At 31.6% G+C, this 16533-nt stretch carries 14 protein-coding genes; 5 read left to right on the top strand and 9 right to left on the bottom strand.

The window, feature by feature from the left end:
- Nucleotides 1-25 precede the first annotated feature (25 nt).
- From CLOCEL_RS04635 to CLOCEL_RS04610, 6 genes are all read right to left on the bottom strand, one after another.
- Nucleotides 26-373, bottom strand: coding sequence for a CatB-related O-acetyltransferase (locus CLOCEL_RS04635; protein ID WP_010076466.1), 348 nt, complete (start codon nt 371-373; stop codon nt 26-28).
- Entirely contained in the window at nt 339-671 is a 333-nt protein-coding gene (locus tag CLOCEL_RS04630) for a hypothetical protein (RefSeq protein ID WP_010076467.1), read from the bottom strand. The genes CLOCEL_RS04635 and CLOCEL_RS04630 overlap by 35 nt, the downstream gene beginning before the upstream one ends.
- Nucleotides 672-1037: 366 nt before the next feature.
- Complete coding sequence (locus CLOCEL_RS04625) at nt 1038-1850, bottom strand: hypothetical protein (protein ID WP_010076468.1); 813 nt, start codon at nt 1848-1850, stop codon at nt 1038-1040.
- A gap of 111 nt (nt 1851-1961) precedes the next feature.
- Nucleotides 1962-3389, bottom strand: a complete 1428-nt coding sequence (locus CLOCEL_RS04620; protein WP_010076469.1) for a sensor histidine kinase — start codon at nt 3387-3389, stop codon at nt 1962-1964.
- Between the two features lie 5 nt (nt 3390-3394).
- Nucleotides 3395-4051 carry a response regulator transcription factor gene (locus CLOCEL_RS04615; protein WP_010076470.1) on the bottom strand — a complete coding sequence of 219 codons (657 nt, stop codon included), beginning with the start codon at nt 4049-4051 and terminating at the stop codon, nt 3395-3397.
- Nucleotides 4052-4289: 238 nt separating this feature from the next.
- Nucleotides 4290-6359: a glycoside hydrolase family 31 protein gene (locus CLOCEL_RS04610; protein ID WP_010076471.1), complete on the bottom strand. Its 2070-nt coding sequence runs from the start codon at nt 6357-6359 to the stop codon at nt 4290-4292.
- A 463-nt stretch (nt 6360-6822) separates the two neighbouring features.
- On the opposite strand from CLOCEL_RS04610, the gene CLOCEL_RS04605 reads away from it, so the two are divergent.
- The 5 genes from CLOCEL_RS04605 to CLOCEL_RS04585 all read left to right on the top strand — a co-directional run bounded on the left by CLOCEL_RS04605 (nt 6823) and on the right by CLOCEL_RS04585 (nt 12181).
- A complete protein-coding gene (locus CLOCEL_RS04605; protein WP_010076472.1) occupies nt 6823-7701 on the top strand; it encodes an AraC family transcriptional regulator in 879 nt (292 codons plus the stop codon).
- Nucleotides 7702-7955: 254 nt separating this feature from the next.
- The gene (locus tag CLOCEL_RS04600; protein ID WP_010076473.1) at nt 7956-8786 is read left to right on the top strand and encodes a CARDB domain-containing protein; all 831 of its coding nucleotides are present in this window, start codon (nt 7956-7958) and stop codon (nt 8784-8786) included.
- 109 nt (nt 8787-8895) lie between these two features.
- Nucleotides 8896-9693: a CARDB domain-containing protein gene (locus tag CLOCEL_RS04595; RefSeq protein ID WP_010076474.1), complete on the top strand. Its 798-nt coding sequence runs from the start codon at nt 8896-8898 to the stop codon at nt 9691-9693.
- Between the two features lie 107 nt (nt 9694-9800).
- Nucleotides 9801-10121: a hypothetical protein gene (locus CLOCEL_RS04590; protein WP_010076475.1), complete on the top strand. Its 321-nt coding sequence runs from the start codon at nt 9801-9803 to the stop codon at nt 10119-10121.
- An 845-nt stretch (nt 10122-10966) separates the two neighbouring features.
- Entirely contained in the window at nt 10967-12181 is a 1215-nt protein-coding gene (locus tag CLOCEL_RS04585) for a glycoside hydrolase family 5 protein (RefSeq protein WP_010076476.1), read from the top strand.
- A 458-nt stretch (nt 12182-12639) separates the two neighbouring features.
- On the opposite strand, the gene CLOCEL_RS04580 is transcribed toward CLOCEL_RS04585, so the two are convergent.
- From CLOCEL_RS04580 to CLOCEL_RS04570, 3 genes are all read right to left on the bottom strand, one after another.
- Nucleotides 12640-14487 carry a GDSL-type esterase/lipase family protein gene (locus tag CLOCEL_RS04580; protein WP_010076477.1) on the bottom strand — a complete coding sequence of 616 codons (1848 nt, stop codon included), beginning with the start codon at nt 14485-14487 and terminating at the stop codon, nt 12640-12642.
- A gap of 88 nt (nt 14488-14575) precedes the next feature.
- On the bottom strand, nt 14576-15409 hold the full coding sequence (locus tag CLOCEL_RS04575; protein WP_010076478.1) for a MerR family transcriptional regulator: 834 nt from the start codon (nt 15407-15409) through the stop codon (nt 14576-14578).
- A 14-nt stretch (nt 15410-15423) separates the two neighbouring features.
- The gene (locus CLOCEL_RS04570; protein WP_010076479.1) at nt 15424-16344 is read right to left on the bottom strand and encodes an exonuclease domain-containing protein; all 921 of its coding nucleotides are present in this window, start codon (nt 16342-16344) and stop codon (nt 15424-15426) included.
- Between the last annotated feature and the right edge of the window lie 189 nt (nt 16345-16533).

The raw sequence follows: 16533 nt of genomic DNA, 5'->3' as shown, positions 1-16533 counted from the left end.
TTTATTATATATTGTTTATACCTCGTTAGAGATTTGCTTTTATATTTTCAATCTTTTCTATTACATCATTCGTTAACGCTTCTTTAAAAAGATCTAGATTATTACGAATAACTTCCTCTGGTAACTCCCACCACTTTAACTTTTGCAACCGCTCAATCCATTCTTCTTTGCATCGTAAACGCACTATTTTTGCCGGATTACCTACTACAATTGCATATGGTGGTACATCTTTCGTAACTACACTTGAAGCTCCAATTACTGCTCCATTCCCAATGGTTACTCCTCTTAAAATATTAGCTCCAGCACCAATCCATACATCATTCCCAATTTCACATTCATCAGATGCCGATTTCCAGTTTCCGTTTCCTCCCATCTCCCATCTCCCATTTTGGGTATACAAGAAAACTATGGGTTGTAATATGATTTAAATCATGTGTATTTCCACCAATACTAACATTCCATGCTATTGAAACAAAACTTTCAAGACGAGCATTCTTTATAACTGTATTTGCACCTGTATAGCAATATCTGCCCCTATATGAATACACAATTTGATTATTACGTTCTATCCTTAATTTTTCTCCTAATTCACTGTGTTCAATTCTTGTATATTTATCAACAAAAACCCTTGAATTAAGTGTAGATTCAATAACTTCAGCCTCTTCACACACTTGAGTATTTATTCCTATTATTTAGCCTTTATCTATCAAATTATTGCCTCCCATTATTCAAGTAATAATCCCCATTGCAAACTACTATTTTTCTATTACTAAAATATCTTCCTAATTTTATTGTAACATATTTTGTAAATACATTATTACTTTTGGTATGTCATTGTTACTTATAAAAACAGACTTATCAAAATAAAATCAATGACTAATAGTACAACTCTCTATCGTTTATGCTAAGATTTATCATTAACACGCCTCTTCAAACAAAAAAATAAGGAAAACCTCTTTCATCAGAACTTGGTTCTCCTCTATTACTTAAATATAATTTATATTAAGGCTCTATTACTTCATTCTTACTAACCTTGTTTATTTTTTATTAATTGCCGTATTATACTCTAAATCTGCATATCCTTTTACTGCAAAGCTCCATACCTTACCTGTAAATGGATTAATGCTTATCTCTGCTTTTTTAGCTGAATCATTTTCATCTTCATAGAAAATATGCTTTCCTTTTACAAATATACATTTAGGTTTTTCTATATCTGCTAACTTATTTTGCTTAATGAAATCCTCAGCTGTATTTTTTAATTGCTCTTCACTAATTGTTAATGGAACATCTGATTCTGCTGGATTACCTTCATTAACCATTACAAAGTCTACTTCCTTTGTATTTTCATTAAAGTCAAACATATAGCATTTATTTTCACCAAACCATGTAGCTTGAACCAGTCCATGTTTTAATTTTTTTACTCTCTCTTTGAGTCCATTATAATTTCTTTCAATGTCAGCCATTCGTTTATCATATTCTTCCTTAGAAATCTCCTTCTTGTCATATGCTTCCTGCACCCATTCTTGTTCTTTTAACTGTATTACATCTAAAGTTTTTTCATTTAATATACATGCACTAAACTTGAAATTTTCATTTTCTTCAACTGATATGTTAAAATAATTTTTTAGAATATCTAAAGTTCTTTCTTTATAGACTTCCTCCTCAGCACCAGTTACTTTCCCTGTACCATCATCTTGAGAAGCTGTTGTAGTATCTTCTTTAGTATATACAACATTTTGTTTTATACTTTCTGCAAAAACCTCTTTAATATTGATTTTGCTAACCATAGCAGAAGTAGATGCTACCACTCCTACAGCTAATAATACTGCCATTACTTTTTTAGAACTCATAATAATTCCTCCATATACTTTTATTGTGTGTAAATACTTACCACTCTTTAAGTATAAAATTTAGATGTCTCAGAAGTTTATTCCACTTGTAAAGTAGTTGTAAACTTTAATCTATCTACTAAAAATTATGGTTACTTCTGTGCCTCTGCCTAATTGACTATTTATTATAATATCTGCACTATGTACTTCTGCTATTTTTTTGCATATGGAAAGACCAATACCTGCTCCATTGTTTTTTCTGCATCTTGCTTTATCAACTACATAAAAAGGCTGCCATATCTTATCCAGATGTTCTTTATCCATTCCTGAGCCCCAATCCACTATAGATATGGAGGTTTTATTATGTGAATCAGATACTTTTAAATATATTTTAGAATTATTAGTAGATGCTTTTATAGCATTCTCCACTAAATTACACAATGCCATCTTAAGCAAATCTTTGTCCATATCTAATATACAATCTTCCCCTTCAATAATTAAATCTATATTTTTATCCTTAAGTTTCACAAGCAGTGCCTTTTCAGCTTCAACTATTATTGGCATTATTTTTTCAGGTGTTAATTTAACATCCTGAGTCTTTGCGTAGATTAAATCCATCAACTTAAAAGACATTTGCTCAAGTCTTTTTCCCTCTTTATAAATGTAATCCGTTGCTTGAAAAAATAACTCTTCATTATATTTTGATGTTCTTATTAAATTAGCATATCCAATTATAGAAGTTAAAGGCGTCTTAAGTTCATGAGTTAAATTATTTATGAAGGTTTCTTTTTCAATATTAGATACTTCTAGTTCATTTATTTTATCTTCTACTGTTTGAGCCATTAGATTAAAATGACCTGAAAGAACATTAAATTCATCCTTTGATTTTATTCTTAACCTTTCAGAATACTGACCTAAAGATATTTTTTGAGTGGAATCTATTAGAGTATTTATTGGTTTTGTTATCAACCTACTTATAAAAAACATAAATACAGCAAAAATAGAACAAATTAAAATATCTAATTTTACAAAAAGAGTATAGTAATTGATTTTTTCAATGTATATATTTGAAATATCCTTAGCATAGTGTATTTTTACTGGAATATTATATACCTTGACTAAACTACTGATATATAAATACTGCTTGTCATTCAATGTTCTTATAATGTAATTGAATGTTCCTAAAGAAAGATTTTCCAATTCTTTCTTTTCGCTTGAAACTGGAAACTCTACATCGGAGTATAGTATTTTATTCTGCTTGTCTAAAATTTGTATCTCCCCATGCTGCCCAGCTTCATAGTCAATGGAACTAGTATATTCACTAATTAAAGTACTTATTAAGTTATTTATATCAGGAGATACATCTGTATAGTTTTTTTGTAAAGATCTAGAATTACCTCTTAATTCTCTAGAAGCAAATTTTTGTTCTGAAATACACTTCTCAACTTCTTTTTCTAATAGATTATTATGAAGTTTTTGTATCAATCCAAATCCAGTTATGTTTAAAGTAAATATAAGTAATAGTAAAGAAAAAAGATATATTTTCAGCCAAAGCTTCATATCTATTACTCCTCTAATCTGTATCCAATTTTATATACAGTTTTTATGTTATCTGCAATATTAAGCTTTTTTCTTACCTTTTGAATATGAGTATCTATTGTTCTTGTTTCTCCCATATATTCATAACCCCATATTTTTTCTAGTAAATATTCTCTTGATAAAGCTATATTTTTATTTTTCACAAGTAAAAGCATAAGTTCAAATTCCTTTAAAGTGAGTTCTATCGTCTCTTCATCTTTTTTTATAATCCTTTTATCTTCATATATCTGCAAGCTTTTAAATTCTATACAATTACTATTTTTAGAATATCGTCTTAAGACTACTTCAATCCTTGCCAATAGTTCAACTGTTTCAAATGGTTTAACAATATAGTCTTCAGCACCAGCTTTAAGTCCATTCACCTTATCTGCTAGTCCATTTTTAGCTGTAAGAAATATAACTGGTATATTTAAGTCTTTTATTCTTTTCATTAATTCAAAACCATCCATCCCTGGCAGCATAATATCCATGAGTATCAGATCAAAAGATTCTTCTTTAAGCAAGTTTAAAGCTTCCAAGCCATCAAATACTTGCCGACTTTCATAACCAGCCATAGTCAAGTTTATCTTTATTAAATTAGAAATTGCTTCTTCGTCTTCTATGATTAAAATATTTATTTTCAATTTTATCCCCCTAGTACAGCAACTTAATATCTATTCAATGAATGTTAATTCATATATCCATTATATAATAATCTTTCAAATTAGTTGTAAAATAGTTGTAAAATAGATACAAAACAAACTAATTACAATTAATTTTAAAATTTTATGTTAAAAACCCCCGACGCATCCATCGAGGGTTTCAATATAAAACTTATAAACATATCAAATATAGCTTTGTTTTCTAGGCTCACCATGAAATTTATAAATATATAGGATGTTCCTTTTCCGCTCTCATAAATAAAGGAATCTCATTGATTGGAGCATCAACAGTGATTGTTTGCCCACCCTCAAAAACTTCATTAGTCTTAGGATTCTTCCAAAGTTGATTTTTAGGAAGATATACTTCTCTACTTCTTTCACCTAATTCTAATATAGGTGCTACTAAAATATCAGGCCCAAACATATATTGTGTATCAGCAGTCCAGCAAGCAGAATCCTCTGGGAATTCATAGAACATAGTTCTCATAACTGGAGTTCCCTTTTCATGAGCTTCCTTCATACATTCTCTAACATATGGGCGAAGTCTTTCTCTCATATCGATGTAATTTTTCATAACCTCATAGTTTTGTTCACCATAGCTCCAGATTTCATTAGCACTGCCTGTCATCATTTGAGCTACACCATCAATAACTGCTTGTTCTGGTTCAATATGAGGAACACGTTCTCCATGAAGACGGAATACTGGTGAGAATACTCCAAAAGCAAACCAACGAAGTAATAATTCGTGGAAATTCTTATCCTCTACATATCCACCTAAGAAGCCTCCGATATCTGTTGTCCACCATGGAATACCTGCGATACCCATGTTAAGACCGATTTGCAATTGTTCTCTCATTGCTCTAAAAGTGGAAGAAACATCTCCTGACCATATAAGTGCACCATATCTTTGACTGCCAACCCAAGCAGATCGAACTAAGTTACATACATTTTCTTGTCCTTCTGCAACCATTCCGTCATAATAACCTTTTGCGTACATAGCAGGATATATATTAGTGCATTGTAGTGCAGGACCTTGATAGTATCTATAGTTATCAAAATCATAAGGTCCATACTCTGGTTCTGCTTCATCTAACCAGAAGATACGAACACCTTTATCATAATAATTTTTCTTAGAAACTTGCCATACAAAATCTCTTGCCCCTGGATGTGTAGCATCAAAGAATACTGTTTCCCCCATCCAGTTCATATTGATATTCAAACCTCTATCAGCGGAGATTAAATATCCTTCACTAGCCATTTTTCCATAATTCTCAGAACGGCTATCAATTGTTGGCCATACAGATACCATAAGTTCAGTACCCATTTCCTTTAATTCTGCTATCATTGCATCAGGATTTGGCCAGTCTCTTGGTTCAAATTTGAAATCTCCTTGTCTTGTCCAGTGGAAGAAGTCTATAACTATCACATCTACTGGAATGCCACGGCGCTTATATTCTCTAGCAACATTAATCAATTCTTCTTGATTGCGATATCTAAGCTTACATTGCCAAAAACCTAGCCCATACTCAGGCATCATAGGAGCTTTTCCAACTGCATTTGCATATTGCTCTTCAATTTGAGCAGGTGTTTTACCAGCAGTAATGAAGTAATCTAATTTTTTAGTACTCTTTGCAGACCACTCAGTACGATTTGTTCCAAAGGTTACAGTTCCAATAGCAGGATTATTCCACAAGAAACCATAGCCACGGCTTGACATCATAAATGGTACACTAGCTTGACAGTTACGGTGTGCTAATTCTAAAGTTGCGCCCTTTTTATTTAAAACTTTTTCTTGGTATTGACCAAGCCCAAAGATTTTTTCATCCTCATAAGCTTCAAAACGAAGAGTTAAGCTGTAATCACTGGTTCCAGTAATAGGCTTTAATTCCCTTGCTTCAACACGAAGTGGAACACAATACCTATCAATACGATTTCTATCTCTCCAGTATTCTTCGGTAAGTATTTTACCATCACTATTTTTGAAAGTAAGCCAGCCTTCTCCATTAAAGACAGCAATAATCTCACCATTTTGTATTGAAGCTGTTTGTGTTTTTTGAGCACGACTTGCTCTATCTTCCTCTTTAATCCAAGGCTCTATTAACTCAATGTCCTCAATGGCAATTTTAGCTGTAGTTGCTTCTGGCTTATCAATTAATGCCCAATCATTAGCATCCATAATTGCTTCTTTTGTCATACGAACACGAAGTGAATTTGCACCCCATGGTTCTATCCATATAGTTTCTGAACCTGATTTTGCAATCAAACGATTTCCATCTTGGGTAAACCTCATTTTATTTCTCCCCTATTCTATCGAAATTTTTATATCTTAAATTCTGTTTCTATTATTTCCATATATAGATCACCAATACTCAATTAAAATTGCCTACAACATCTACCATTCCATGTTTTGACTTAAATATGGAAAAATTTTTAGCTGCCTTTTACTTTTATTGGATTCACCTATAATTGTATTATATTAAGAAACTCTCCTTGATACTTTAAGTAAATTGTTAATTAGTAATACAATATTATTGAATGAAAAATTCTACTATGCATTATTCAAGCTTTAATCAATATATTTGCCTAATTTAATTAATCATATCGAATATTTACCATAACATAAATAAGTTTGGTATTGTTTACACTTACTTGCCTGCTTATAATAGTATTATAATAATCTTTTTCCATTGAGATTATATATAAACAGATAATTAATAACACAATATTGCGGACATTAAAACTGAGGTGATAATTTGAAATCAAAGATACTTCTTAAAGAAAAAGCTACTCACGGAACAGCCCTTATCCCCATAGCAATCCGACATTTAAACTATGCTGAAGGACTAGAAAACTTTTTCTACCTACACTGGCATTCTGAATTTGAATTTGTTTATATACTAAGTGGAGCAATTTTATACTCTATTGAAGATAAAGAATACTGCGTTAAAGCGGGAGAAGGACTATTTATTCACTCCAATCAGCTTCACGCTGCCAGATCTTTCAACGGTATGCCTTGCGAGGCTTGTGTAGTGTTATTTCATCCAAATCTTTTTGGTCATAACAAACAAAGCTCTACATATTCTAAATTTATTTATCCTATTTTAGAAGGAGATTTAGTCTTTGAAAATTACTTTAAATGTGAAGAAGAATGGCAAAGATTAGTGATGAAGTTACTAAGTGAACTGGATGACCTTAAATATGAAAATGTATCTGAAAATGAATTACTTTTAAAAAGTAAAATTTTTGAGATATGGCATCTATGCTATAAAAATTCAGTGGCATTAGCTCCTCAGGGAAGAAAAAATAGAAACTATAAGCTAGAAAGAATGCAACCAGTTTTAAATTATATACATGAAAACTATAAAGAAGAAATCACCTTAATGGCCTTAGCAAAAATCCTACCAATGAGTGAAGGACAATTTTGCCATGCGTTTAAGGAAGTGATGAATATATCACCAATTGCATACGTAATACGCCATAGAATATTACAGAGTTGCACTCTGCTAACAGAAACTGATTGGAAAATAGCTGATATCGCTAGAAATGTTGGCTTTAATAATATAAGTTATTTTAATAGAGAATTTATTAAGGCCATCGGATGTTCTCCAAGTAAGTATAGGCTAGAGGGATAATTGTATGTTAGGAGAGTCGTTATATGTTAGAGCATAAAGTGTAAGCTGGAATATAAGGTGTAAGATAGTATATAAAGTGTATGTTAGAAGCATGTTTTAGTGACTAATCCAAGTAACTTTTAGGATAAATTTCATTGTTGTGTCGTTTTTATACAATACAGATTTCTTTATAATTGGTATAATTTTATATACCCTGAAATTTGGGTTATTGCCCATTTTTTATAAAAGAATAACGTACTAAAAGGAGGTTTTTTATGAGATTATTAAAAACATTAAAAACTAATGGATTCTTTAGAAAGCTTACACTTTCTACCCTTCTAATCGCTACTACTTTATGCACAAGTCTACCTGTATATGCTGGTACATCTCTTCTACCAGGTTACACTGGCCCTATAGGTGGACCTAGACCTTTACCTGATTTGCGTCCAGATGTGTATCCAACACCTATTTCTTGTCAACAGCAACAAACAGTTGGACAAGTAATGCTTTTTGATAGTGGAGTTAAAAATTGGGGTTATCTACCTACATCTGGATTTAATGTAAAATGGTTTGTTAATGATATACAAGTTGCTTATGGGCCACACAATGGAATAGGAAGTCATACAACAGTGATGGACGGTAATAGCCAACTTCTTTATACTTTTAACTCACCAGGAACATATAAAATAACTTTTCAGGTAGATGCTGATAATCAACTTGCAGAACAAAATGAAGCTAACAATTCTGTTACTACATATATTTTTATATATCCAGTAGATCTTGAGCCAACACAAATCACTAGTTCATTAGCTTACCCAAAAGTTTGGCAAAAAATAACATTTAACACAAGTGTGAAGAACACAGGCTACCAAAATAGTGGTGACTTCGCTATTGCATGGTATGTTAATGATACTCCTGTAGGCTTCGGTGGTCATAATTCAATTCCTGGTCACAGTACTGTGGACAACGGTAACAGTGCACTAGATTACACCTTTGGAACTCCAGGAACGTATAAGATCACCGTGGAAGTCGATGCTGGATATGGTATAAATGAAGCCTTTGAAGAAAATAACAAAACATCAATGTATATTACAGTTACTAACTAAACTTAAGTAATAACGCTGATAAGATATAGGTATGAAATTACTTTAGTCAAAAAGAGTTTATATATATACTGTGAATACCTTATTTACAGTATATAAAGGAGGTTTTTATATGAGATTTTCAAAAACATTTAAAACAACTAAATTTTTAAAAGGTATTCTATTCTCTGCAGCTTTAGTTGCTACTACCTTAGGTACCCCTATACCTACCTTTGCTGCATCTAGTGTTCCTACTATAGTTGCAAATACCCGCGCAGATTTAACCCCTACTCCTATTACATATTCACAACCATTAAAAACTGGAGAGGCTATTCTATTTGATAGTGGCATCAGAAATAATGGAGTAACCGCCGAATCATTTAATATTAAATGGTATGTTAATAATGTACAAGTTGGTTATGGTGGACATGGAGAAGTGCCAGAAGGACGTACGGTAATGAATGGAAATAGTAGTCTTTCTTATACTTTTAAGAATCCTGGAACATACACCATTACCTTCGAAGTAGATAGCGACAATCATATATCAGAATTTAATGAAACTAATAATAGAGTATCTACCACAATTTTTGTACCTAGCATAGATCTTGTTGCAACTCCAATTACAGCTTCATTGGCTTCTCCAAAAGTTTGGCAACAAATAACTTTTAATACTGCTGTTCAAAATTTAGGTGAGCATACTGGTAGTGGCTTCAATATTGCATGGTATGTTAATGATACTCCAGTTGGCGCTGGTTATCACCTACCAGTTCCTGCTTACACTACTGTAGACAATGGCAACAGTGCACTACTTTATACCTTTGGAACTCCTGGGACCTATAAAATCACAGTAGAAGTAGACCCTGAAAACTATCTTGGTGAATTTTCTGAGAGTAACAATAAAACATCAATGTATATTACAGTTACAAACTAATTTTCATTTAAAAAGCAACTGAATCATTAGCGATTCAGTTGCTTTTCTTATTTCTTTAGTATATTGTCACTGCCAAACTAAAATACTAATAGTAAGAGGTGATCAATATGCAAATAAAACGATTTTTCATAGTTTTTATAATATCTATTTTTATGTTCGGTCAAATCTCCCAAGCTCAACAATCTCCCGTATCAACTACTTTAAAAGAAGGTATTTATAATATCTCTTCTGAGCACTTAGGATATTATCGAAATATCAAACTGGTAACGCCTGATAAACCTGTTACTATTACATTGCTCGACGCTAATGGTGCTCAGATATTATTTGTAAAACTTAGCAATGAAAAAGAAAACTTAAGAATTGGTCCTATAAAAGGACCAGAAACTCTGGTTATAACTGGTAGTGGTGAAATATCTTTAATTCATTAATTTAACATTGAAAATCTCAATGAAATAAATATTGCTAAAAAATCAATTTTCACCTTAGAAAAGAAATTTTTGCTTTAAGACTTTTACAATTCTCATGAGCATGTTATTATACTTCATCTCACTCCATATTGTGACATTTTACCCATATGAATTCAATGTAAAATAGTGTTTTATTTAACTTTATTAAGCCATAACTGCTAAAAAATTTTAATAACTAAAGCTACAATGCGAAAAATAGATTTTTTTGCATATTTTTAGCCTTTTTGAGACTAAATTAAGTTTTTTAAGGAAATTTTGAGTTTTACATCAGGAAACGTTTTCTGTATTATAGACTTAAGGAAAACGTTTTCTCACATTGTATCAATAAAATCACAAAACTATTTTTGTAACGATAATCTTAAACTAATTCGCAGCATTTCTTTAGTCATATATCTTATAATATATTAGCAAATTATACCCACTTTTTAAATCCATTTTATTAAGTTTTTGTAGCATAATTTATTTATTTTTTCACACAATTCATATATAGTCTGGAAACGATAACTATAAAAAAATTAGTAATTTGTAATCACTTCTTAAAACCATTTTATTAAGTTTTTATATCTTATAAAAAAATATATCATCAACGCTATATATGTTTTGGAAACGATTATTATAAATCGAACTCTTTTATTTTATTATTTGTAGATAAGTTATGCACTTTATACAATTCGGTAAAACAATTGTTAATGAACGTATTTAATCTACTATGGCTAAAAATATACTTCTTGTTAGCATTAAGATTTTTCTTACTTTTCAATTAAAATAGCAAATATAAAAAATAAATTTTGAAGGGGTTTTTTATTATGTCAAAAGGTAAATTATTAAAGTCTTTATTACTTGCTACGGCTTTATTAGCTACATCTATATCAGCTGGTCCTGCTACTTCAGTATCTGCTGCAACTATGACATCTGATTTTAATCAATTAAATGCTACACAAGTTGTTACAGCTATGGGAGCTGGTTGGAACTTAGGAAATCAACTTGAAGCAAGCATTAACGGTATACCAAGCGAAACTGCTTGGGGAAATCCAACAGTTACACAAGCATTAATTCAAAAAGTAAAAGCAGCTGGTTTCAAAACAATCCGTATTCCAGTATCATATTTAAATTATATAGGACCTGCACCAAACTATACAATTAACTCAACTTGGATGGCTAGAGTTAAACAAGTTGTTGATTATGCTTATAGCCAAGGCTTAACTGTAATCATTAACGTCCACGGAGATGGTTATCATTCAGTTTCTGGCTCATGGTTATTATGTAATTCAAGTGACCAAACTACTATTAAAGCAAAATATACAAAGGTATGGCAACAAATTGCAAATACTTTTGTAAATTATGATGAAAAATTAGTATTTGAATCTATGAATGAAGAATTCGATGGAACTTATGGTAATCCTAATACAACTTACTATTCAAACATAAATGCTTATAATCAAATTTTCGTTGATACTGTAAGAAAAACTGGAGGAAATAACAGCGCAAGATGGCTTCTAATTCCTGGTTGGAATACAAACATTGATTATACTGCAGGAAACTACGGTTTTGCTCTTCCTAAAGACACTTACAGATCCACAACTGTACCAAGTTCTGAAAAGAGAATAATGATCTCAGTTCACTACTATTCACCTTGGGATTTCTGTGGTGAAGAATCAACCAACATAACTCAATGGGGAGCTACAGCTACTAATAGTGCAAAAAAATCAACTTGGGGACAAGAAGATTACTTAAATTCACAATTCCAATCTATGTACAATAAATTCGTAACTCAAGGATACCCAGTTGTTATTGGTGAATTCGGTGCAGTAGACAAGTCATTTGCAGATTCTTCAAATAATACTTATCGTGCTGCATTTGCAAAAGCAGTATGCTCAACTGCAAAGAAATATAAATCAGTTCCAATAGTTTGGGACAACGGTTATAATGGAAACTATGGCTTTGGATTATTTAACAGATCTTCAGCTACTGTAACTCAACAAGGAATAATCAACGCTATAATGAGTGGTATGAGTTCATAAAAAAATTTGATTTTTAAGGGTTCAATTAACTCTTAAATTCAACTAGAAAAAATATAGACATTTCAAGTTATGCTGTTACATCCATTCAGTAGATACTTGTAACAAAAAAGGTGTTGTTGAAATATTCTACATTTCAACGACACCTTTTATATTGCTTTGAAAACCACTAACTAAACGGCTTTAACTACATATGGGGGAATTATATTTGAGAATAATAATATTTCAAAACTTTAACTAGTTTTCATTTTTCTAATTAATCTCATCATCATATTCTTTTTTTAATGCATATAAAAAATTACCTAGTTGAAATTATGTCATATTTCATTTTGTAATAGGTTCACTCTTGATTGTCTAACTCTATATTTGAACTTAAGCCCCAGTAGAAAAATTGTACTCTACTGAGGCTATTATTTCATATACTTTTTCAAAGTATTATGCGTCGAATTTTTGACGCTTACTTACTTTTTTCTACCTACTATAAACATTGCAGTTCCTAACATTGAAATGATCCCACCAATGTAAATAAGCATTTTGCTATTAATAAAAGTCCCTGTTTCAGGTAAGCTACCTACTATTTTAATATCTTCACCAGCTATCACCAAAGAACTATTATCTGCTGTTCCTACTTGTACCTCTGTTTTATCTACTGGGTCAGTAGTTGTATTAATCTTATCAACAGTATTAGAGTTACCCCCACCGTTAGTAGGTCCATCGGTGTTAGGTGTTTTAGAACTGCTACCACTAGCAGTAATATCAACTCCGTCAACTACTAATTTAATATCGCTATATGTAATATCTGCATTTCGCGCTGCAAACATACCTACGTAAACATAATTCGGATCGATGCTTGTAAGATTAAAATCGAAGCCTCCAGTTATAGTAGCTTCATTACCAAATGTACATGCGTATCCATCTGAGTTGCTTTGGATGGAAAGATTTACAGTGTCTCCAACAGCAATTGAGTTTGTGCAGGTTCCCCCTTTTATAAGGGCTCCGCTTTTTCTTGCAAAACAATTCCAAACATTGCCTGTCTTAGTTAGCTTTAAAGGTCCTGCTACAACATAATCACCAAGCGCTCCCATTGTATTATAATCAATATACATTTCATCCCTAGCCATTAGTCCAAAGGATACTTGATCATTTAAAGCTAATTTATTGATTTTTGCCTTTGCTGTTAAAGTAAACTTACTCTTCACAGGAACTTTATAATAATACATTGCAATTCCATCAGAGGTACTTGCTATTTTTCCCTTATTGTTTGATACTGCAATATGCATGTTTCCATCGCTGTCCTTCTCAAGGATTTGATTTTCAGTGCTTGGCTCTAATCCAACATCTCCAAATACAGTACCTTTCCAAATTCCACAGTCTCCCCATAAAGCACTTTGTTTTAACTCACCAGTATATGTGGATACCTTGTAATTAGGATTTGATACTAATGAATCTGCTTTAGTTGGTGCTGCAGCATTAATTACATGTTCTGCAAATCCAGCTACAGCTAATTCTTTAATTGCTTTTGTTATTAAATATGCATTATATTTTGCACCCCAAATATTCGTATGAGTATTATCTACACTTACTGATTTTGATGATGTCCATGCATGTAGATTTAAAGTCTCATCTGAGCCTAATTTTTCATACAAAGCTTTAGTTAAAGCTGTCATATCAACTACTGGTATGTTAAGAGTTTTTCCTAGTTCCCTAATAGCCTGTGGATAATCTCCACCAGCAAAGCCTCCAAAAGTTGTTGTAATATGAAGATTTGAATCACTCCATACTCCAGTCTCAGTTCTTCTAACAATAGGAGTACACAGTACTACTTTACAACCTGCTGTCTGCGCTGGTTTAATGTAATTTTCATATAAAGAATTAGCAAATGAACCTTTATCTAAATATGTTCCATTTGGATTTGTATATCTTTCTGCTTCTAATTTTTCATCATTATGTCCAAAACCTACAAGCAAGTAATCCCCACTCTTCATTCCGCTAAGTAATGTACTATACTGTTGGTCAACTGTATAGCTTTTTGAACTTCGACCTGACAATGCAAGGTTTTGTATTGTAAATGAGCCATCAAGATAATTTCCAATCTGAGTGCCCCATCCGTATCTTGGATAATAATAGTTATCTGTAAAGCTACTTACTGTTGAATCTCCTACAATCCATATGTTAGAAGAATCAGCTGCTTTAGGATTCACTGGTTTTGCTGTAACCTTTTTAGCTACGCTTCCACTTCCAAGACAAAATGCTGTAGTCAACATTGCTGCTAATAGGTATCTCATGTGCCTTTTTACCGTTGTTTCCATTTCTTATTCCACTCTCCATAATTAGTATTCGCGTTTTTACGCTAATATCAATTATAAAGTCTGACACAATGTCATAGTCAATATAGTTTTATCTATGTACTATTGGGACACACATTAGAATATACTGAATTTCTTGATTCTCTTCTATAACATTAGTAATTACCACTCCAATAACATCACCATCTATTTTGAAGTGGTTTTCTTCAATATATTTAAAGGATTTATCTAATAAAATTTCTTTCAATTGTCCGTTAGTCGATTTCCCAGCATCTTCTGTTTTTACAGGAAGCTTAACCAAACTAAACAAAGATCTACGTTTTTCATATCTTTCTGTATATTCATTTTCTTCTATTTTATATCTTTCTAAATGAATGGATTTTATCGCCCATCCAACATTTAAAATTATATTATCATTTTCTATATCTTCTTTTCTAATCAAATAAATTCTTTGTACCTCTGGTGATATATATAAATAGTCCTGTACTGTAGTTATCCTTTTGGATTCTTTTAAAAGCTTATCTCCACTTTGATAAATTACATATGATAAATCAACACAATCTCTTATGTAACATACCTCTTTAAATTCATCAACCTTCTTCATTAAAAGTAAATCATCTTTAACTCTATGTCTTAAGCTAGTTAAATAACTAATTTGCTCATCCATTTTCTCAATTCGATTTTCATATGCAGATATTAAGCTCGACATTTCACTGTTTTTCATACTTGCTATTTCCGTATGTGTAAAGCCATACTTTCGTAACAGTCTTACAGTCATAAACTTAGTTATGTTATCTTCACTATAGTATCGGTAATTACTATTTTCAGATCTTTTAGATGTAATATAACCAGCCTTTTCATATCTTCTCACTGTATTTGTAGAAACATTAAGAAGATTAGACAATTCCCCAATTTTATATTTCATAAAAGCCACTCCTATTACCGTATATTCAGAAAGTCCTCTTCATTTAAGAATCTTATATTTTGCCCTTTTTCACTTAAGTCTGTTGCTTTTCTAAGCTTAGTGCTCATTTCTTCTTTACGTAACTCCTTTGGATCCTTCGTATTAGTTACTAGGATTGTTGTCTTTTTAGTAACAGAACTTCCTGCAGTTCCCCCTAGTCTCCTAACTAATCTCATGGCTTCATCTCTAGCCATAGAGCATAACCTTCCAGTAAATACTACTACTTCATCTTTAAAAGCATCCTTCTCAAATCTTTCATATATATTTTCCTTTTTAGGGCAATAATTTCTGCTAGATATTTTAATAGGTCTCCCCTCTGCCTTCGATGGTTTGTAGTCATCATTATCTACAGCTCCAATAGTTACCCCTATCAATTTAGATATTTCATCAATATCCTTACACCTGAGTTCTTCCGATATATTCAGTAATATGTTGCTACAAGCAAGCGCATCATATAATGCATCATGGTGTTTAAACTCATATCCTAAAAAGTCATTCACTGTATTTAATTTTGCATTCTCAATTCCTCTATAAAAATTTTTAGCCAGCCTCATGGTGCAAATATACTTAAAACTAGGTAATTCTATATCATAAAGCTCTGCACTTTTTCTTAAAACTGAGATATCAAAAGAGGCATTATGAGCTATTACTAAGCTTTCATTAAAATGATGCTTAATCTTAGCCCATACTTCATGGAATTCTGGTTCATTTTCAACCATGGCTGGTCTTATGCCATGAATTCCAATATTAATGGGCATAAATCTCATTTCCTTAGGTTTGATTAAATGATGTATTCTTTCTACAACCTCTCCATTCTTCACCACAACAATACCAATAGAACAGGGACTATTTCTTTTTTCATTTGCTGTTTCAAAATCTATAGCTATAAAATTCATATGTTCTTACTCCTATTCAAAGAAATCCTTCTTAAGTTTTATCAAGAAAAACCAATATGAGGTTCCATTAGAATTTGAGATACATATATTCTGATTTAAACTCTACATTGATTCCAATAAGCTATCTAGGTATTTATGTAGAAGCATTATTGAAACCTATATATAAACATAACGAGCGATAAAAGTTTC

The sequence above is a fragment of the Clostridium cellulovorans 743B genome, from assembly GCF_000145275.1.
GTDB lineage: Bacteria > Bacillota > Clostridia > Clostridiales > Clostridiaceae > Clostridium_K > Clostridium_K cellulovorans.
The sequence above is the reverse complement of the archived record's forward strand: the minus strand, read 5'-3'. Positions and strand labels throughout refer to the sequence as shown.

Coding starts and splice junctions, on each gene's coding strand:
- CLOCEL_RS04635 (WP_010076466.1), bottom strand. CDS start 373: ATGGGAGGAAACGGAAACTGGAAATCGGCATCTGATGAATGTGAAATT.
- CLOCEL_RS04625 (WP_010076468.1), bottom strand. CDS start 1,850: ATGAGTTCTAAAAAAGTAATGGCAGTATTATTAGCTGTAGGAGTGGTA.
- CLOCEL_RS04620 (WP_010076469.1), bottom strand. CDS start 3,389: ATGAAGCTTTGGCTGAAAATATATCTTTTTTCTTTACTATTACTTATA.
- CLOCEL_RS04610 (WP_010076471.1), bottom strand. CDS start 6,359: ATGAGGTTTACCCAAGATGGAAATCGTTTGATTGCAAAATCAGGTTCA.
- CLOCEL_RS04600 (WP_010076473.1), top strand. CDS start 7,956: ATGAGATTATTAAAAACATTAAAAACTAATGGATTCTTTAGAAAGCTT.
- CLOCEL_RS04595 (WP_010076474.1), top strand. CDS start 8,896: ATGAGATTTTCAAAAACATTTAAAACAACTAAATTTTTAAAAGGTATT.
- CLOCEL_RS04590 (WP_010076475.1), top strand. CDS start 9,801: ATGCAAATAAAACGATTTTTCATAGTTTTTATAATATCTATTTTTATG.
- CLOCEL_RS04585 (WP_010076476.1), top strand. CDS start 10,967: ATGTCAAAAGGTAAATTATTAAAGTCTTTATTACTTGCTACGGCTTTA.
- CLOCEL_RS04580 (WP_010076477.1), bottom strand. CDS start 14,487: ATGGAAACAACGGTAAAAAGGCACATGAGATACCTATTAGCAGCAATG.
- CLOCEL_RS04575 (WP_010076478.1), bottom strand. CDS start 15,409: ATGAAATATAAAATTGGGGAATTGTCTAATCTTCTTAATGTTTCTACA.
- CLOCEL_RS04570 (WP_010076479.1), bottom strand. CDS start 16,344: ATGAATTTTATAGCTATAGATTTTGAAACAGCAAATGAAAAAAGAAAT.